The sequence below is a fragment of the Streptomyces cupreus genome (assembly GCF_014257025.1).
In the GTDB taxonomy this organism is placed as follows: Bacteria; Actinomycetota; Actinomycetes; order Streptomycetales; family Streptomycetaceae; genus Streptomyces; species Streptomyces cupreus.
Genome location: NZ_JACMSF010000027.1, coordinates 1 through 17,802, shown reverse-complemented (window position 1 = coordinate 17,802; position 17,802 = coordinate 1). Strand labels below are relative to the sequence as shown.

At 72.0% G+C, this 17,802-nt stretch carries 18 protein-coding genes and 1 pseudogene; 11 read left to right on the top strand and 8 right to left on the bottom strand.

What is annotated here, in order from left to right; all coding sequences use genetic code 11:
- The first annotated feature begins 10 nt into the window (after positions 1-10).
- Both H4N64_RS23795 and H4N64_RS23790 read left to right on the top strand, forming a co-directional pair.
- Positions 11-628, top strand: coding sequence for a futalosine hydrolase (locus tag H4N64_RS23795; RefSeq protein WP_336246790.1), 618 nt, complete (start codon positions 11-13; stop codon positions 626-628).
- Positions 625-1,464, top strand: a complete 840-nt coding sequence (locus tag H4N64_RS23790) for a 1,4-dihydroxy-6-naphthoate synthase (protein ID WP_186284443.1) — start codon at positions 625-627, stop codon at positions 1,462-1,464. The genes H4N64_RS23795 and H4N64_RS23790 overlap by 4 nt, the downstream gene beginning before the upstream one ends.
- An 11-nt stretch (positions 1,465-1,475) precedes the next feature.
- Here H4N64_RS23790 and H4N64_RS46205 read toward each other — a convergent pair whose 3' ends face one another.
- A complete protein-coding gene (locus tag H4N64_RS46205; protein ID WP_186284442.1) occupies positions 1,476-1,859 on the bottom strand; it encodes a cold-shock protein in 384 nt (127 codons plus the stop codon).
- A gap of 164 nt (positions 1,860-2,023) precedes the next feature.
- On the opposite strand from H4N64_RS46205, the gene H4N64_RS23780 reads away from it, so the two are divergent.
- On the top strand, positions 2,024-2,272 hold the full coding sequence (locus tag H4N64_RS23780) for a hypothetical protein (protein ID WP_186284441.1): 249 nt from the start codon (positions 2,024-2,026) through the stop codon (positions 2,270-2,272).
- Here H4N64_RS23780 and H4N64_RS23775 read toward each other — a convergent pair.
- Together H4N64_RS23775 and H4N64_RS23770 are read right to left on the bottom strand one after the other, a co-directional pair.
- The gene (locus tag H4N64_RS23775; protein WP_186284440.1) at positions 2,251-2,889 is read right to left on the bottom strand and encodes an HAD family hydrolase; all 639 of its coding nucleotides are present in this window, start codon (positions 2,887-2,889) and stop codon (positions 2,251-2,253) included. The two genes, H4N64_RS23780 and H4N64_RS23775, sit on opposite strands and share 22 nt — an antisense overlap.
- Before the next feature lie 32 nt (positions 2,890-2,921).
- Positions 2,922-3,890 (bottom strand): hypothetical protein, encoded by a 969-nt coding sequence (locus H4N64_RS23770; protein WP_186284439.1) that lies wholly within the window; start codon positions 3,888-3,890, stop codon positions 2,922-2,924.
- 144 nt (positions 3,891-4,034) lie between these two features.
- Here H4N64_RS23770 and H4N64_RS23765 point away from each other — a divergent pair, with 144 nt between their 5' ends.
- Both H4N64_RS23765 and H4N64_RS23760 read left to right on the top strand, forming a co-directional pair.
- Positions 4,035-6,554 (top strand): helicase C-terminal domain-containing protein, encoded by a 2,520-nt coding sequence (locus H4N64_RS23765; protein ID WP_186284438.1) that lies wholly within the window; start codon positions 4,035-4,037, stop codon positions 6,552-6,554.
- A 60-nt stretch (positions 6,555-6,614) separates the two neighbouring features.
- Entirely contained in the window at positions 6,615-8,258 is a 1,644-nt protein-coding gene (locus H4N64_RS23760) for a DNA repair helicase XPB (RefSeq protein WP_186284437.1), read from the top strand.
- Between the two features lie 12 nt (positions 8,259-8,270).
- Here the strand turns inward: H4N64_RS23760 and H4N64_RS23755 are convergent, their stop codons facing one another.
- Complete coding sequence (locus tag H4N64_RS23755) at positions 8,271-8,456, bottom strand: hypothetical protein (protein WP_186284436.1); 186 nt, start codon at positions 8,454-8,456, stop codon at positions 8,271-8,273.
- A gap of 321 nt (positions 8,457-8,777) precedes the next feature.
- On the opposite strand from H4N64_RS23755, the gene H4N64_RS23750 reads away from it, so the two are divergent.
- Positions 8,778-10,850, top strand: a complete 2,073-nt coding sequence (locus tag H4N64_RS23750; protein WP_186284435.1) for a HelD family protein — start codon at positions 8,778-8,780, stop codon at positions 10,848-10,850.
- A gap of 61 nt (positions 10,851-10,911) precedes the next feature.
- On the opposite strand, the gene H4N64_RS23745 is transcribed toward H4N64_RS23750, so the two are convergent.
- Both H4N64_RS23745 and H4N64_RS23740 read right to left on the bottom strand, forming a co-directional pair.
- Entirely contained in the window at positions 10,912-11,604 is a 693-nt protein-coding gene (locus H4N64_RS23745; protein ID WP_186284434.1) for a copper homeostasis protein CutC, read from the bottom strand.
- Positions 11,605-11,757: 153 nt separating this feature from the next.
- Positions 11,758-12,084, bottom strand: a pseudogene (locus H4N64_RS23740) (maleylpyruvate isomerase N-terminal domain-containing protein); the annotation flags it as partial.
- A gap of 49 nt (positions 12,085-12,133) precedes the next feature.
- Between H4N64_RS23740 and H4N64_RS23735 the strand changes: the two are divergent.
- On the top strand, positions 12,134-12,796 hold the full coding sequence (locus H4N64_RS23735) for an HD domain-containing protein (RefSeq protein WP_186284433.1): 663 nt from the start codon (positions 12,134-12,136) through the stop codon (positions 12,794-12,796).
- A 9-nt stretch (positions 12,797-12,805) separates the two neighbouring features.
- Positions 12,806-13,930 carry a GNAT family N-acetyltransferase gene (locus H4N64_RS23730; RefSeq protein WP_186284432.1) on the top strand — a complete coding sequence of 375 codons (1,125 nt, stop codon included), beginning with the start codon at positions 12,806-12,808 and terminating at the stop codon, positions 13,928-13,930.
- Here the strand turns inward: H4N64_RS23730 and H4N64_RS23725 are convergent.
- Entirely contained in the window at positions 13,927-14,187 is a 261-nt protein-coding gene (locus tag H4N64_RS23725) for a DUF4031 domain-containing protein (protein WP_186284431.1), read from the bottom strand. The genes H4N64_RS23730 and H4N64_RS23725 overlap by 4 nt on opposite strands.
- A gap of 10 nt (positions 14,188-14,197) precedes the next feature.
- Entirely contained in the window at positions 14,198-14,590 is a 393-nt protein-coding gene (locus tag H4N64_RS23720; protein WP_186284430.1) for a hypothetical protein, read from the bottom strand.
- Between the two features lie 55 nt (positions 14,591-14,645).
- On the opposite strand from H4N64_RS23720, the gene H4N64_RS23715 reads away from it, so the two are divergent.
- The 3 genes from H4N64_RS23715 to H4N64_RS23705 form a co-directional block, all read left to right on the top strand.
- Positions 14,646-15,557: an SIS domain-containing protein gene (locus H4N64_RS23715; protein ID WP_186284429.1), complete on the top strand. Its 912-nt coding sequence runs from the start codon at positions 14,646-14,648 to the stop codon at positions 15,555-15,557.
- A gap of 37 nt (positions 15,558-15,594) precedes the next feature.
- Positions 15,595-16,530 (top strand): N-acetylmuramic acid 6-phosphate etherase, encoded by a 936-nt coding sequence (murQ, locus tag H4N64_RS23710; protein WP_186284428.1) that lies wholly within the window; start codon positions 15,595-15,597, stop codon positions 16,528-16,530.
- 16 nt (positions 16,531-16,546) lie between these two features.
- A partial coding sequence (locus H4N64_RS23705; RefSeq protein WP_186284427.1) for a PTS transporter subunit EIIC occupies positions 16,547-17,802 on the top strand: 1,256 nt, incomplete at its 3' end.

Sequence of the window (17,802 nt, the reverse complement as noted above, 5' to 3'; positions counted from 1 at the left end):
ACGTGTCCTCGTGGCCACCGCGGTCCCCGCCGAACGGGACGCGGTGGCACGGGCGTTCACGGGCGACGTCCTCGCCGTCGGGGTAGGCCCGGCACGGGCCGCCGCCGGCACCGCCACGGCCCTCGCGAGGGCCCCGTACGACCTGGTCGTCTCGGCCGGGATCGGCGGCGGCTTCGCGCCGCACGCCCCCGTCGGCTCGCTCGTCGTCGCCGACGAGATCACCGCCGCCGACCTGGGCGCCGAGACACCCGAGGGCTTCCTGCCGGTCACGGAACTGGGTTTCGGCACCGTCACCCACCGTCCGCCGCGGTCACTCGTACGAGCGCTTGCCGAGGCCACCGGAGCCCGCACCGGCGCGGTACTCACCGTCTCCACGGTGACCGGCACCGCCGCCCGCGCCACCGCCCTGCGCGAACGCCACCCCACCGCCCTCGCCGAGGCCATGGAGGGCTTCGGCGTCGCCGAGGCGGCCGCCCTGCACGGCGTGCCCGTGCTGGAGATCCGCGCCGTCTCCAACCCCGTCGGCCCCCGCGACCGCGCCGCCTGGCGCATCGGGGAGGCGCTGGCCGCGCTGACCGAGGGCTTCGGGAAGCTCACACCCGTACTGGAGAGTTGGAAGTCGGCATGAGGCTTCAGATCGCGTACTCCCCCTGCCCGAACGACACCTTCGTCTTCGACGCCCTCGCGCACGGCCGGATCCCCGGCGCGCCCGAGCTGGACGTGACGTTCGCGGACATCGACATCACCAACGGCATGGCCGAGCGCGGTGAGTTCGATGTGCTGAAGGTGTCGTACGCGGTGCTGCCGTACGTCCTCGACCAGTACGCGCTGCTGCCCTGCGGGGGCGCGCTGGGCCGGGGCTGCGGGCCGCTGGTGCTGACCCGGGAGGCCGGGGTGGACCTCACCGGCCGTACGGTCGCGGTGCCGAGCGAGCGGTCGACGGCATATCTGCTGTTCCGCCTGTGGGCCGCCGACACCCTGCCGGGCGGGGTCGGGGAGATCGTGGTGATGCCGTTCCACGAGATCATGCCGGCCGTGCGGGACGGGAAGGTCCACGCGGGGCTCGTCATCCACGAGGCGCGTTTCACGTACCAGAACTACGGTCTGCACAAGCTCGCCGACATGGGCGAGCACTGGGAGCACACCACCGGACTGCCCATCCCGCTCGGCGCGATCATCGCCAAGCGCTCGCTGGGCGCCGAGCGGCTGACCCTGCTCGCCGAGTCCATCCGCGCCTCGGTGCTGGCCGCCTGGGACGACCCCGAGGCCTCCCGCCCGTATGTGATGGAGCACGCCCAGGAGATGGACCCGGCCGTCGCCGACCAGCACATCGGGCTGTACGTCAACGAGTTCACCGCGGGCCTCGGCGAGGACGGCTACGCGGCGGTGCGCGGACTGCTCACGCGCGCGGCGGCCGAGGGGCTGTTGCCGCCCCTCGGCCCGGACGCGCTCGAACTCCCGTAAGGGGAGGGCGCCTATACGTCGAGCTGGTCGGCGACCGCCCGCAGCAGACCGGCGATCTTCTTGCCGGAGGCCTTGTCGGGGTAACGGCCCTTCTCCAGCATCGGCGTGATGTTCTCCAGCAGGGTCGTCAGATCCTGGACGATCGAGGCGAGCTCGTCCGGCTTCTTGCGCTGCGCCGCCGCGACCGAGGGGGTCGGGTCGAGAATCGTGACGGACAGGGCCTGGTCGCCGCGCTGTCCCGCGACGACCCCGAACTCCACTCGCTGGCCCGGCTTGAGCGTCTCGACTCCGGCGGGGAGGACCGAGGAATGGACGAAGACGTCACCGCCGTCGTCGCGGGAGAGAAAGCCGAAGCCCTTCTCGCTGTTGAACCACTTGACCTTGCCGGTAGGCACGTCTGTCCTCGTCCTCGTACTCGTCGGAAAACTGCTTCTGAAACGGCTCTTGATAGCACTCGGGCGGGTCGACCATGACCCGCCGGTACCAAGGCTAATGGTCTTCGGGCGGGTGACAAGACGTCCCCCGGTTGTTCCTTCGCGCAGGGAACTACCCTGGTCCGGTGCGTGACAAAACCCAAACGAATTCCGCCGCGCCCGGTGACCGACTGATCCGAGTCGGAGCGGTCGTGTTCTTCATCGGTGCCGTGGCCACTGTGGTCACGGTGGCCCCGCTGCTGCTCGGGACGACGCCTTTTCCGACGTACATGTTCGGACTGAGCATGCTCATGGGCCTCGGTTTCCTGATCGCGGGCGTGGGCGTGCTCCAGTCGATTGCGGCGGGGCGCCGTCAGGCGCGGGCGGGCCAGTAGCCCGCCAGCCACTGCGGGAAGTGCGTGAGGTCGGCGAGCACGACGTCGGCACCGGCCGCGGTCAGCTCCTCCGCCGGGCAGGGCCCGGTCGGCACGGCGACCGACAGTGCCCCGGCGGCTCGTGCACCGCGAATGTCGCCCACGTGGTCGCCGACGTACACGCTCGCCCCGTGTTCGCGCAGCGCCTCGGCCTTCTGCTCGGCCCACAGGCTGCCGATGACCGCGTCGGGCTCCAGGCCCACACACTCCACCTGGAGCTTGGCGTTGGGCTCGTACTTGGCGGTGACGATGATCGCGCGTCCGCCGAACGCCCGTATCGCCGCGATCGCCTCCCGCGCGCCGGGCAGCGCCGTAGCGCCGGCGACGCCGTGTTCCGGGTACAGCGAGCGGTACAGGTCGGCCATGGCAGGCACCTGGTCCGCCGGGTACCAGTGGGCCAGCTCCGTCTCCGGCGGCGGCCCGAGCCGCGTGACCACCAGGTCGGCGTCGATGTACGTCCCCGTCCGCTCCGCGAGCGCCCGATAGCAGGCGTGGATGCCGGGCCGGGAGTCGATGAGGGTCATGTCGAGGTCGAAGCCGACGGTGAGGGCGGGCGCGGGGTTCTCGGTGGAGGCCATATGGGCCATTGTGCCCAGCGCCCGCGACGGACCTACTTCTGCCTCTGCGACCGCCACACCAGGTACAGCGCCGAGGCGACCGCGGCGCCCCGCACGACCCAGGGCCAGGTCTCGGCGACGGCGTCGTTCATCTGCCCCTCGGCGATGGGGTCGCCCCAGCGGCCGTCGGTACGTCCCCACAGCCACACGACACCGGCGGTGGCCGCGAGTCCGGGCAGCACGATGACGGCGCCCTTCTTCTCGGCGTCGGTCAGCCTGCGGGAGCCGTAGGCGAGGAGCCAGCCGAGGATCAGGACGACGAGGTTGCCGATGACGGCACCGGTGAGCAGGAGGGCGGCGGCGAGCAGGAGGAGGGGGTTCTGCCGGTTCTTCCACCCGGAGGCGGGCAGGACGCGGAACCGCCGCCGCGGGGCGGGCTCCTCCTCGACGACGGCAGGAGCCTCGGCCTCCTTCTTCGGCTCTTGCGGATCTTTCGGCGGTGGCGGCTTGAGCAGCTCGGGAATCTCGACGCCGCCGACGAACCCGGGAACCTCGTCCCCGACCCCGAACGGACTGGAGTCCACCCGCCACCAGTCGGGCTGGGCGGCACTGTCGCCGAGCTCATGGGTGCCGGCGAGATGCGGCGAGGAGGGAACGTCGTCGCCCCCGTGATCGGCCTCGGCGGGCCGAGGCCGGGGCACGATCCGCCGCAACCCCTTGGCCCGCACTTCTTTTTCGTCCCCATCGGGCTGTACGGGCACGGAGGCGGCCGGTGCCCGGGGCGCCGCCCCGCCGTTGCCACCGGCCGCGATGACGACCTCGTCCGGGGTACCGAGCCGGGCGATGATCCGGCGCACGGCGGCGGGACTGTCGACGGGAACCTTGGCCCGGCGCCGGTCGATCTCGTTCCGCAACTCGGAAACGAGCCGCATCCGAACACTCGACGGCAACTGCCGCTGCTGGGCCACGTCGCCGACACGGCTCAGATACTCGTAGACGACCTGGTCACTCTCAATCCCCACCGAAGTCCCTCCGGGGGTCGGCACGTTGAAAACCCCGCGCCACGAAGGTACCGCGTCGGACCACCTACCCAGCCGCGCCCGGCACCGGGCACCGTGTGACGCAGGCGAAGACCACAGACGTACCGAACCGATAACGTGGGTCGGATGAGCGACCCGGCACCCCCGCCCCGTTCCCTCGCGGAAGCGCTCCGCGCGCGGGACGACGCCTCCCTGGCCGTACTCCTGCGCGCCCGCCCCGACCTCATCACCCCCGTCCCGACGGACCTCACCCAGCTCGCGACAAGGGCCGGCACCCGCGCCTCGGTCGTACGCGCCCTGGAACGCCTGGACCGCTTCGCTCTGCAGACGGCGGAGGCCCTGGCGGTGGCCGCGGACCCGGCCCCGTACGACGAACTCCTCGGCCTGATGGCCGGCGACGAGGGCGACCCCGCCGTCGAGAGCGCCCTCCCCCGAGCCGTCGCCCTCCTCCGCGAGCAGGCACTCGTCTGGGGCGACGACGACCGCCTGCGTCTCGTCCGCACGGCCCGCGAGCTGCTCACGCCCACCCCGCAGCGCCCGTCCCCCACGGGCCTCGGCCCGACCGTACGGGAAGCCACGTCGGGCATGTCCCCGGGCCGTATCCAGGAGATCGTCACCGCTGCCGGACTGCCGTCCACCCACGACGCGGTCTCCGCCGTCACCTCGCTCACCGCCCTGTTCACCGACCGGCACCGGATGTCCGCCCTGCTAGCAGGCGCCCCCGCCGAGTCCCTCGACGTCCTGACCCGTCTGATCTGGGGCCCGCCGTACGGCCAGGTCACCGCCGACCCGGCTCCCCGGCTGCGCTGGCTCCTGGACCGCGGCCTGCTGCTCCCGACGACGCCGGGGACGGTCGTACTCCCCCGCGAAGTGGCCCTGCACCTGCGCGGCGGCCACGCGCACCGCACCACCGAGCCGCTTCCGCCCGCCGTGGAGACCACCGCCACGCACCGTCCACAGGTTGTGGACACGACGGCGGCCGGACAGGCGTACACCACGCTCGCGACCGTCGAGGAGCTGCTGAAGGACTGGGACGAGGGCGGCCCGGCGGTACTGCGGGCCGGCGGTCTGAGCGTCCGCGACCTCAAGCGCACGGCCGTGGCGCTGGACGTCGCCGAGCCGGTGGCCGCGTTCTGGGTCGAGCTCGCCTACGCGGCGGGCCTGCTCGCCTCCGACGGCGAGGCCGAAGAGCGGTACGCGGCGACCCCGGCCTACGACGAGTGGCTTGAGCAGTCCCCGGACCGCCGCTGGGCGCAGCTCGCGGGGGCCTGGCTGACGGCGACCCGGACGTCGGGCCTGATCGGCGGGCGGGACGCCAAGGACCGTACGCTCTCCGCTCTCGGCCCCGGCCTCGACCGCTCCGCCGCCCCCGAGGTACGGCACCGGGTGCTGACCCTGCTGGCCGGACTTCCGGAGGGCGCCGCCCCGAGCGCGGAGTCGGTGCTCGCCCGGCTGCGCTGGGAGCGCCCGTTGCGCGGCCCGCAGAAGGACGACGACCTGCGCGCACAGCTGGCCCGGTGGACGCTGGCGGAGGCCGAGATGCTGGGCGTGACCGGCCGGGGCGCCCTGTCGGCACACGGCCGCGCCCTGCTGGGCGCACCGGAGCCGAAGCCGCACAGGCACGAGGAGCCCCCCACCGGCCCCGGCGACAAGCTCCCCGTCCACCACCGCCCCGCCCCCACGGCCGCCCCCCTCTCCCCGCCCGAACGGGCGACGGCCTCCGCGGCGGCCGCCCGCCTCCTGGCTCCCCTCCTGCCCGAACCCCTGGACCACGTCCTGCTCCAGGCGGACCTGACCGCGGTGGCCCCCGGCCCGCTTCAGCGCCCGCTCGCGGACATGCTCGGGGTGCTGGCGGACGTGGAGTCGAAGGGCGGCGCGACGGTGTACCGCTTCACGCCCGGCTCGGTGCGCCGTGCCCTGGACGCCGGCCAGTCCGCCTCGGACCTGCACGCCTTCCTCACCGCGCACTCCCGCACGCCGGTACCGCAGCCGCTGACGTATCTGATCGACGACGTGGCCCGTAAGCACGGCCATCTCCGGGTCGGCGCGGCCTCCGCCTACGTCCGCTGCGACGACGACGCCCTGCTGAACGAGATCCTCGCCGACAAGCGCGCCGCGGGCCTGCGCCTGCGCCGCCTCGCCCCGACGGTCCTGGCCGCCCAGGCCGACCCGGCCGCCCTGCTGGACGGCCTGCGCGCGATGGGCTTCGCCCCGGCCGCCGAGTCCGCCGAGGGCGATGTCCTGATCACCCGCGCCCTGGCCCACCGCACCCCACCGCGCGCGGCCCCCGAACCGGTTCCGGACGGCCCCCCGGTCCCCGACGCGACCCTGCTCTCGGCGGCGATCCGCGCGATCAGAGCGGGCGACATGGCCTCCACGACCCCCCGCAAACAGCCCCCGCTCTCCGGCGGCGAACTCCCCCGCACCAGCTCCGCCGAGACCCTCGCCACCATGCAGGCCGCCGTCCTCACCGGCGAGGCCCTCTGGATCGGCTACGTCAACGCCGAGGGCGCCGCCAGCCAACGCGTCATCGCCCCCATCCGCGTGGAGGGCGGCTTCGTCACGGCGTACGACCACACGGCGGACGAGGTACGGACGTACCCGCTGCACCGGGTCACCGGGGTGGCCGAGCTCGCGGACGACTGAGCTTGATCGTTCCCGGTTGCGGCACACTGGACGTTTGGACCAGTCCGGAGGGATGCGTACGTGAACGGACCGCTGATCGTCCAGTCCGACAAGACCTTGCTCCTGGAAGTCGACCACGAGCAGGCCGACGCATGCCGTCGGGCCATCGCGCCGTTCGCCGAGCTGGAGCGGGCGCCGGAGCACATCCACACCTACCGGGTGACCCCGCTCGGGCTGTGGAACGCGCGTGCCGCCGGGCATGACGCCGAGCAGGTCGTGGACGCGCTCGTGCAGTACAGCCGGTATCCGGTGCCGCACGCGCTGCTCGTCGACATCGCCGAGACGATGGACCGGTACGGCAGGCTGACGCTCTCCAGGCACCCCGCGCACGGGCTCGTCCTCACGACCACCGACCGGCCGGTGCTGGAGGAGATCCTGCGGTCCAAGCGGATCATCCCGCTCGTCGGGGCCCGGATCGACCCGGACACCGTCGTCGTCCACCCCTCCGAGCGCGGGCAGATCAAGCAGACGCTGCTGAAGCTGGGCTGGCCGGCCGAGGACCTCGCCGGGTACGTCGACGGTGAGGCGCATCCGATCGAGCTGGCCGAGGAGGGCTGGGCGCTTCGGCCGTACCAGAAGCAGGCCGTGGAGAACTTCTGGCACGGCGGGAGCGGGGTCGTCGTACTGCCCTGTGGTGCCGGAAAGACGCTCGTCGGCGCCGGGTCGATGGCGCAGGCCAAGTCGACCACCCTCATCCTCGTCACGAACACCGTCTCCGCCCGGCAGTGGAAGCACGAGCTGGTGAAGCGGACCTCGCTCACCGAGGACGAGATCGGCGAGTACAGCGGGACGAAGAAGGAGATCCGGCCCGTCACCATCGCCACGTACCAGGTGCTGACGACGAAGCGCAAGGGCGTCTATCCGCATCTGGAGCTGTTCGACTCCCGGGACTGGGGGCTGATCGTCTACGACGAGGTGCATCTGCTGCCCGCTCCGGTCTTCAAGTTCACCGCCGACCTCCAGGCGCGGCGGCGGCTGGGCCTGACGGCGACCCTGGTCCGCGAGGACGGCCGCGAGTCGGACGTCTTCTCGCTCATCGGCCCCAAGCGGTTCGACGCGCCCTGGAAGGAGATCGAGGCGCAGGGCTACATCGCGCCCGCCGACTGTGTCGAGGTCCGGGTCAACCTCACCGAGTCCGAGCGGCTCGCGTACGCCACCGCCGAGACCGAGGAGAAGTACCGCTTCTGTGCGACGACCGCGACCAAGCGGAAGGTGACGGAGTCTCTGGTACGGCGGTTCGCGGGCCAGCAGATCCTGGTGATCGGCCAGTACATCGACCAACTCGACGAACTGGGCGAGCACTTGAACGCCCCCGTCATCAAGGGCGAGACCTCCAACGCCCAGCGCGAGAAGCTCTTCGACGCCTTCCGGGAGGGCGAGATCAGCGTGCTGGTCGTCTCGAAGGTCGCCAACTTCTCCATCGACCTGCCGGAGGCCACGGTCGCCATCCAGGTCTCGGGTACCTTCGGCTCCCGCCAGGAGGAGGCCCAGCGCCTCGGCCGCGTCCTGCGCCCGAAGGCCGACGGCCACCAGGCGCACTTCTACTCGGTGGTCGCCCGCGACACCCTCGACCAGGACTTCGCCGCACACCGGCAGCGGTTCCTGGCGGAGCAGGGGTACGCGTACCGGATCATGGACGCGGACGAGATCCTCGCGGAGAGCTGAACCGCCAAGACCTCACCTGCGGCGGACGCCCGCCTCCTCGCCGTACTCGCCGAGGATGACGACGTCGAAGGCGGCGCCCGCGAAGACCTTCACGGCGCGCAGGGCGTCGCCGAGGCGGTGGTGGTGGCTGCCGAGGACCGGACTGGCTCCGGCTGCCGGGGGGCGGCCGGGGGCTGGGGTGATGGTTGCTGCGCTCATGTCTCCATGGTGGATTCCGGGACATAAGGAGGGCATCGGTCTCGGGGGCGAATCGCGGCGCGGCACTCGTACGACCGGGGACCGACGTGTACCCCTCAGCGAGGAGGGCCGGGTCCCCTAGGGGACGAGAAAACCGTTGGCTTCAGCCTCCCCCGCCCACCTAGAATCTCCGCTCTTGCCCGCCTCCCTCACGGAGTGCCGCCCACCCGTCTCCCACCACCACCCTCAACCGAGGCCCTTCGGGCCACCCCTGCTTTGCCGGACGGAAACCGGACGGCTTCTCTCAGCGCCCGACCCCGTAGGCCCACTGGAGGCACCCCCTTGTCCACGCCCGCCGACGATCCCCTGTCCCGTGAGCGTTCCCACCTCGCCTCATCCCGCGCCGCCCTGCGTGCGATGCGTGAGGACGTCGAGGCGCTCGACATCACGGACGTCACCGCGAACTGGGTCAACGCCGAGGTCCTCGCCCACCAGATCGACGAGCGGATCAAGGCGCTGGCCGACCTGAGCGACACCCCGCTGTTCTTCGGCCGCCTCGACTATCTGCACGCGCCGGGCGCGGACCGTTCCGAGGGCGGGGAGGGGGAGCGCCCGCGGCCGGAGGCCGCTTATCAGACGCTGCACATCGGGCGCCGGCATGTGCACGATGCCGTCGGCGACCCGATGGTGATCGACTGGCGGGCGCCGGTGTCGCAGCCGTTCTACCGGGCGTCGAAGAAGGACCCGCTGGACGTGGCGCTGCGCCGCCGCTTCGGTTACACGGGCGGCGACCTGACGGCGTACGAGGACGAGCATCTGTCGGACCCGGCGGAGGCGGCGCGGACCAGCAAACTGCTCCAGCAGGAGATCGAGCGTCCGCGTGTGGGCCCGATGCGGGACATCGTCGCGACGATCCAGCCCGAGCAGGACGAGATCGTACGGTCCGGTCTGGGCGGGACGGTGTGCGTGCAGGGAGGTCCGGGGACCGGAAAGACGGCGGTGGGCCTGCACCGGGTGGCATACCTGCTGTACGCCCACCGCGAGCGGCTGGCCAGGACGGGGACGCTGGTCATCGGCCCGAACCGTTCCTTCCTCCACTACATCGAGCAAGTCCTCCCGGCCCTGGGTGAGTTGACAGTCCGGCAGGCGACCGTCGACGACCTGGTCGGGCATGTGGAGGTGCATGGCACGGACGACGCGGCGGCGGCGATCGTCAAGGGTGACGCGAGGATGGCGGAGGTGTTGCGGCGGGCGCTGTACTCGTACGTGACGCTGCCGACGGAGCCGGTCGTGGTGGTGCGGGGTTCGCGCCGCTGGCGGGTGCCGTCGTACGAACTCCAGGACATCGTCGGTGAGTTGCTGGACCGGGAGATCCGTTACGGCGCCGCCCGGGAGGCTCTGCCGCAGCGGATCGCGCATGCGGTGCTGGTGCAGATGGAGCGCTCGGGGGAGGCGCCGGACGATCGCGTCCAGGACGCGGTGGCGCGCAATACGGCGGTGAAGGCGGCCGTGAAGGCGATCTGGCCGGTGGTGGAGCCGGCGAAACTGGTGCTGCGGCTGCTGAGCGATGGGGCCTTTCTCGCGGAGCATGCGGAGGGGCTGCTCACCGAGGACGAACAGAAGACGGTCCTTTGGACGCGGCCGGTGCGCTCGGTGAAGTCGGCGAAGTGGTCGGCGGCGGATGCGGTGCTGATCGACGAGGCGACGGATCTGGTCCGGCGGACGCATTCGCTGGGGCATGTGGTGCTGGACGAGGCGCAGGATCTGTCCCCCATGCAGTACCGGGCGGTGGGCCGGCGCTGTACGACGGGTTCGGCGACGGTGCTGGGGGACTTGGCGCAGGGTACGACGCCGTGGGCGACGAGGAGTTGGGCGGAGGCGCTGTCTCATCTGGGCAAGCCGGAGGGCGTGGTGGAGGAACTGACGGCGGGTTTCCGGGTACCGACGGACGTGATCACGTACGCCTCCCGTCTGCTGCCGCACATCGCGCCGGGTCTGACGCCGGTGGCATCGGTCCGTGAGAACCCTGGGTTCTTCGAGGTGCGTTCGGTGGGGGGCACATCGGAAGTGGTGTGCGCGTGCGAGGAGTTGTTGCGGAACGAGGGCTCGACGGGGCTGATCGCGGCGGACGCGCGGATCCCGGAGCTGTCGGAGGCGCTGGGTGCGGCGGGCATCGGCTACCTGTCCCCCGGCGAGGAGACGACCCGGGAAACCCGTCTGACCCTGGTCCCGGCGTCGCTGGCGAAGGGCCTGGAGTACGACTACGTGGTCCTGGACGAACCCCAGGCGGTGGTGGACGGGGAACCGGACGAACGGACGGGCTTGCGCCGCCTGTACGTGACGCTGACGCGAGCGGTATCGGGCCTGATCGTCACGCACGGGGCGCCGCTGCCGACGGAACTGACGACCCACTGATTCTCGCCCCCGCCGCCCCTACCCGTCCCATCCCCGAGGGCTGCCGCCCCCAGACCCCCGCTCACCCCCCGTCCAACACCCCCCGCCACTGCCCCACCGCCGCCTCCGACACCGCCCCGGACCAGCCCCCCGGCCGGGCGGCCCCGCCGATATGGAACGCGTCGATCCCGGCGGACAGCAGATGCGGCACATGCTCCAGCCGCAATCCCCCACCCACGAGGATCCGCTGCTCGTACCCCGGTTCCCCACCCCGCGCCGCCTCCGCCAGCAACCTCGGCAACCCTTCGTCCACCCCCGTCGCAGCCCCCGCCGTCAGATACGCATCCAGCCCCGGCAGCCCGTCCAGCGCCTTCCGCAGCGCATCCCGATCCCCCGCCCGGTCGATCGCCCGGTGAAACGTCCACCGGCACCCACCCAGCACTCCCACAACACGCTCCACGGCATCCAGGTCGACACCCCCGTCGGAGTCGAGGAACCCCAGCACGAACTCCTCGGCCCCAACCCCCCGCATCTCCTCGGCGACCCCCACCAACCGGCCCACATCCCCCGCCGCGAACCCGTCCGCCAACCGCAACATCACCCGCACCGGGATATCCACAGCGGCACGAATCCCCGCCACGGTCGCGGCCGACGGCGTCAGCCCGTCGGCCGCGATGTCGGTGACCAGTTCGAGGCGGTCCGCGCCTCCGGCCTGGGCGGCGACCGCGTCCTCGACGTCGAGGGCGATCACCTCCAGGAGTGCACGCTTGCTCATGGGGCCCCATTCGTCGGCGACCAGAGGTCGACTACAGGTCTGCAGCTATAGGTCTAGTCCAATTCTGCTCCAAGACTACGCCCGCTACACGACCCGGCTCACACCCGACCCTTGCTCACCGAACCCCGCTCACCCGAAGATGTTGAGCTCCCCCGCCTTCGCCATGACCGGCCCGGCCTCGGTCATCCCCCGTTCCAGCTCGTCCACGATCCGCGCGCACGACCACTCGGCCCGCTCGGCGATGTCCCGGTCGTTCGACTCCGACGAGAACACCCCCTGCTCGAACCGCCCCTCCACCACCCGCAGCAACGCGGCCGAACAGTGCGCCAGCACATCCCGCACCGACCACCCCGGACACGCCCGCACCGCCACCGCGAAGTCCGCCTCCGAACGACGCCGCAGCAACGGCACCGGCTCATCCCGCTCCCTGGTCAGCAAACGCCCGGGCAGTTCCGGATCCCGTACCCACTTGTCAGTCATGACCCCCAAACCAGGAGCCCCTCCCGCCCCGGTCACGGACAATGGGCACATGGCCGATCTCGACGACCTCCGCGACCGCTGGCTGCGCACTCTGCTCCCGGCCCGGGACGGCGCCTGCCACCCCGACCCGTACCGGTACGGGGACGCGCTGCTCAAGCGCTGGTCGGAGCCGCAGCGGCACTACCACACCGTCGAGCACCTGGCCGCGGTGCTGCGGCACATCGACGAGCTGGAGCAGTACGCGCGCAACCCCGTCGCGGTACGGCTCGCCGCCTGGTTCCATGACGCCGTCTATCTGCCGGACCGTTCCACGAACGAGGAGCGGTCCGCCCGCCTCGCCGAGCGCGCGCTGCCCGAGGCCGGTGTCCCGGAGGCGCTCGCCGCCGAAGTCGCCCGGCTGGTCCGGCTCACCGTCAGCCACGACCCCGCCGACGACGACCCCGACGGCCAGGTCCTGTGCGATGCCGACCTCGCCGTCCTCGCCGCGCCGCCCTCCGCGTACGCCGCCTACACCGCCGCCGTCCGCGAGGAGTACCACTTCGTGCCGAGCGACGCCTTCCGGGCGGGCAGGTCCGCGATCCTTCGCCAACTCCTCGCTCTGCCACGGCTGTTCAGGACGCCGTACGGACAGGAGAAATGGGAGGCCACCGCCCGCTACAACCTCACCTCGGAACTCGAAATGCTGTCGCTCCCGTCCGCCCCGTCCACATAGCCTGCCCGCATGCGACACATGGGTGAGGAACGCGTTCAGGAGGCCGTGACGGGCTCGGTCGCTCTGCTGCGGACGGCGGTCGAGAGGGACTGGGACACGGTCAAGGCGGCGCGGTCCGAGTGGAGTTGCCGGGAGGCGGCGATCCATATCGCCTACGACCTCATCATCTACGCGGGCCGACTCGCGGGGCGGGGGCGTGCCGCTCACGTCCCGCTGAGGATCCACCCCGACGACAGCGCCGGCAACGAAGGCATCCTCCAGGCCATCGAGACCACCGGTGCCCTGCTCACCGCCACCATCCGCACCACCCCCCGCCACATCCGCGCCCATCACCCCTGCCCCTTCCACACCGCGAACCCCGAGGGCTTCGCCGCCCTCGGCGTCGGCGAGGTGCTGCTGCACACGTACGACATCGCCGAGGCCCTGGGCCTGACGTACGAACCCCCCGCCGAACTGGCCGAGTTCGCCCTTACCCGGCTCCTGCCCCATGTCCAGCCAGGACCCACCCCCTGGAGCACCCTCCTGTGGGCCACCGGCCGCGGCGAACTCCCCGGCCGCGCACCCGTCACCAGCTGGTACTGGATCAACAACCTCGTCATCCCCGCCGAGCGGCTCAACCTGGAGGGCCTGACCCCCGCCGCCGCGGCCGACCTCGCCGCGGGCGGCGACGGCGGCTACGAGTGGGTCCGGGGCGGCCCCTACGAGGGCACCCGAGAGGCCTCCGGCATGCTGCTCAAGGCATACGAAGCGGGCGTGCACCGAACGGAGTTCGGCGTCTTCGTCCTCGTACGGCAGGAGGACGACCGGGCCGTCGGCGCCCTCGGCTTCCACGGCGCGCCGGACGAGGACGGTCGCGTCGAGATCGGCTACGACCTGGCGGAGTCCGCCCGCGGCAACGGCTACGCCACAGAGGGGCTCCGCGCGCTGTCGAAGTGGGCGCTGGCCAGGGACGACGTACACACCCTGCTGGCGACCATAGATCACGACAACCTGCCGTCACAGGCCGTCGTCACGCGCGCGGGCTTCGTCCGGGCCACGTCGCAGGAGGAGCGGGCGATGGGCGAGAGCCGCGAGGCGGACGGGCCCCTCCAGGTGTACGTCCACACCGGCGGGCGGCCCCAGGACCTGTCCTAGCGGCCTTTCGGCCGTCGCAGCCCCGCCCCGTTCAGCAACCGCACGACCTCCCGGCTGCTGACCTCCACCGCCCCGGCGGCCACCACCTCCGCGTACCGGTGCGAGGGTATGTCGTAGTGGTCCCGCTCGAAGGCCCGCCGGGGCACGCCCAGCCGTTCGGCGAAGTCATGGAGCTCGGCGAAGGACACGTCGCTGACCATGTGGGACCACATACGGCCATGGCCGGGCCAGGTCGGCGGGTCGATGTACACCGTCACAGGGGCCGCCTCACGTGGACGGCCCGCCCATCGCCGTTCCCAGGGATCCCACCGACGCCACCCTCACGCCCGCCTTGTGGCAGACCCAGTGCGGGTCGGGGCCGAGTTCCGGTTCGACGTCCAGCGCATGCGGGTCGCCCTGGCCGCACACCGGGCACAGCGGCCAGCGGCCGTACCGCTCAAGGAGGGCGTCCTGGACGTCCTGCGCGACCAGTCCGACGACGTATCCCGCGCCCTCCGGCCACTGCTCCACCCACCAGCGCCGCTCTACGACGGCGTCCTCGATGAGCGACACGACGTCCGCCTCGGCGACCTCGCCCGCGATCAGATCGGCGAGCACGAGGGCGCGTGCCGCGTGCAACGCCTGCTCCAGGGGGCTTACGGGCTGGCCGGAGTGATCCATGGTCCCATTGTGCGCACTCTTGACCACAACACTGAAGCGAAAATATCTTTCACAGGTGACCCAGCATGTGAAGGAAACTTTCGGGCAGCAGCCCGGCCCGCCCGCCCCCGCCGCCCTCGCGGCCAAGGTGCGCACGCTGGCGCCCTCCATGACGCGTTCCATGCAGCGGGTCGCCGAGGCCGTCGCCGGTGATCCGGCAGGCTGCGCCGCGCTCACCGTCACCGGTCTCGCCGAGCTCACCGGCACCAGCGAGGCGACCGTCGTACGCACCGCCCGTCTGCTCGGTTACCCCGGCTACCGCGATCTGCGCCTCGCCCTCGCCGGACTCGCCGCCCAGCAGCAGTCAGGGCGGGCGCCCGCGATCACGACGGACATCGCGGTGGACGACCCCATCGCCGACGTCGTCGCCAAACTCGCCTACGACGAGCAGCAGACCCTCGCCGACACCGCGGCCGGACTCGACACGGCCCAGCTCGGCGCGGCCGTCACCGCCCTGGCCGGCGCCCGCCGGATCGATGTGTACGGCGTCGGGGCGTCCGGGCTCGTCGCGCAGGACCTCACGCAGAAGCTGCTGCGCATAGGGCTGATAGCCCACGCGCACAGCGATCCGCATCTCGCCGTGACGAACGCGGTGCAGCTCCGCGGGGGCGACGTGGCGCTCGCGATCACGCACTCCGGGTCCACCGGCGATGTGATCGAGCCGCTGCGGGTGGCCTTCGAGCACGGGGCCACGACCGTGGCGATCACCGGACGGCCGGACGGGCCGGTCGCCCAGTACGCCGATCACCTACTGACGACGTCCACCGCACGTGAGAGCGAGCTGCGCCCCGCGGCCATGTCGTCCCGGACCGGTCAACTGCTGGTGGTGGACTGTCTGTTCGTGGGCGTGGCACAGCGGACGTACGAGACCGCCGCGCCCGCGCTGTCGGCGTCCTACGAGGCACTGGCCCACCGGCACCGGCGGTAAAGACCCGTGAAATGACACCCGTACGCGGAAAGAGCTCATGACCTCCACATCCAACCCCCGTGATCTGCGCGCCGAGTTGGAGTCCCTCACCACCGAGGCCTTCCGCCCCGACCTCGCCGACATCGACCGGCTGCCCACCCTCGACATCGCCCGTCTGATGAACGGCGAGGACACCTCGGTACCGGCCGCCGTGGCCGTGCGGCTCCCGCAGATCGCCGCCGCCATCGACGCCGTGGCGGAGCGGATGGGCCGCGGCGGACGGCTCGTCTACGCGGGCGCGGGCACCGCCGGCCGCCTCGGCGTGCTCGACGCCTCCGAGTGCCCGCCCACCTTCAACACCGACCCGACCCAGGTCGTCGGTCTGATCGCGGGCGGCCCCGAGGCCATGGTGACCTCCGTCGAGGGCGCCGAGGACTCCAAGGAGCTGGCCCGCGCCGACCTCGCCACGCTCACGCTCACGCCCCTCGACACGGTGGTCGGCGTCTCCGCCTCCGGCCGTACCCCGTACGCGATCGGCGCCGTCGAACACGCCCGCGCACTGGGCGCGTTGACCATCGGCCTGGCCTGCAACGCGGACAGCGCGCTCGCGGCAGCCGCCGAGCACGGCATCGAGATCGTGGTCGGCCCCGAACTGCTCACCGGATCCACCCGCCTGAAGTCCGGCACGGCGCAGAAGCTGGTCCTCAACATGATCTCGACGATCACGATGATCCGGCTGGGCAAGACGTACGGGAACCTGATGGTCGACGTACGCGCCTCGAACGACAAACTGCGCGCCCGTTCCCGCCGTATCGTCGCACTGGCGACGGGCGCGGACGAGGCGGAGATCGAGCGGGCGCTGGCCGCGACGGACGGCGAGGTGAAGAACGCGATCCTGGCGATCCTCGCCGGCGTGGACGGCCCGACGGCCGCCCGCCTTCTGGAGGAGTCCGGCGGCCATCTGCGTGCCGCGCTGGCGGCGGCGGGGCGCTGACCCGCACGCTCGGGGAGTGCACAGCTCTGCGTCGTACGACACCGCCGCCGCGATCCTTCCCCTGGTCGGCGGCCCCGCGAACATCACCTCCGTCGCCCACTGCATGACCCGTCTGCGCCTGGGCCTGGCCGACCGCTCCCTGGTGGACGAGGAGGCGCTGCGGGCGGTGCCCGGCGTCCTCGGGGTGGTCGACGACGACACGTATCAGATCGTGCTGGGGCCGGGGGTGGTGGGGCGGGTGACGCCGGAGTTCGAGGCGTTGCTGACGGCCGCGGGGCAACTGGCGGCCAGGGGCGCCGAGTTGAAGGAGGCCCGGCGTGCGCGGAATGCCACCCCCGGCAAGCTGCTCCTGCGCCGCGTCGCGAACATCTTCGTCCCCCTCATCCCGGCGCTGATCGGCTGCGGCATCCTCTCGGGGATCAACGGCCTGCTGATCAATCTGGGTCGGCTGACGGGCGTGACCCCGGCTCTGACGGTGCTCTCGGCCGCCTTCATGTCCCTGATCGCGGTGTTCGTCGGCCACAACACGGCGAAGGAGTTCGGAGGTACGCCCGTACTCGGCGGGGCGGTCGCGGCGGTCGTGGTGTACCCCGGGGTCGCGAAGGTGACGGCGTTCGGGGTGACCCTGGCGCCCGGTCAGGGCGGGGTGCTGGGCGCGCTGGCGGCGGCACTGCTGGGGACGTACGTGGAGAAGTGGAGCCGCAGACGGGTGCCGGGCACCGTCGAGGTGCTGGTGACCCCCACCCTCACGGTCCTGATCGCGGGCCTCGCCACGCTCTACGGCCTCATGTACGCGGCCGGCGAGATCTCCACGGCCATCGGAGCGGGGGCGGACTGGCTCCTGTCGACGACGGGTGTCGTGGCGGGCTTCGTCCTGGGCGGCCTCTTCCTCCCGCTGGTCATGCTGGGGCTCCACCAGGCCCTGATCCCCATCCACACCACGCTGATCGAGCAACAGGGCCACACCGTCCTGCTTCCCATCCTCGCGATGGCGGGCGCGGGGCAGGTGGGCGCGGCACTGGCGGTGTACGTCCGCCTCCGCCACGACACTTCCATCCGTACGACGATCAAGTCGGCGCTTCCGGCGGGCCTGCTGGGCGTGGGCGAGCCGCTGATCTACGGGGTGTCACTCCCCCTGGGCCGCCCGTTCCTGACGGCCTGCGTGGGCGGAGCGGCGGGCGGCGCCTTCGTGGGCGGGTTCGCGATGCTCGGGGAGCGGGTAGGCGCGACGGCTGTCGGGCCGTCGGGGTGGGCCCTGTTTCCGTTGCTGGC

Coding starts and splice junctions, on each gene's coding strand:
- murQ (WP_186284428.1), top strand. CDS start 15,595: ATGACCTCCACATCCAACCCCCGTGATCTGCGCGCCGAGTTGGAGTCC.
- H4N64_RS23775 (WP_186284440.1), bottom strand. CDS start 2,889: ATGGCCTCCACCGAGAACCCCGCGCCCGCCCTCACCGTCGGCTTCGAC.
- H4N64_RS23735 (WP_186284433.1), top strand. CDS start 12,134: ATGGCCGATCTCGACGACCTCCGCGACCGCTGGCTGCGCACTCTGCTC.
- H4N64_RS23720 (WP_186284430.1), bottom strand. CDS start 14,590: ATGGATCACTCCGGCCAGCCCGTAAGCCCCCTGGAGCAGGCGTTGCAC.
- H4N64_RS23790 (WP_186284443.1), top strand. CDS start 625: ATGAGGCTTCAGATCGCGTACTCCCCCTGCCCGAACGACACCTTCGTC.
- H4N64_RS23730 (WP_186284432.1), top strand. CDS start 12,806: ATGCGACACATGGGTGAGGAACGCGTTCAGGAGGCCGTGACGGGCTCG.
- H4N64_RS23745 (WP_186284434.1), bottom strand. CDS start 11,604: ATGAGCAAGCGTGCACTCCTGGAGGTGATCGCCCTCGACGTCGAGGAC.
- H4N64_RS23765 (WP_186284438.1), top strand. CDS start 4,035: ATGAGCGACCCGGCACCCCCGCCCCGTTCCCTCGCGGAAGCGCTCCGC.
- H4N64_RS23755 (WP_186284436.1), bottom strand. CDS start 8,456: ATGAGCGCAGCAACCATCACCCCAGCCCCCGGCCGCCCCCCGGCAGCC.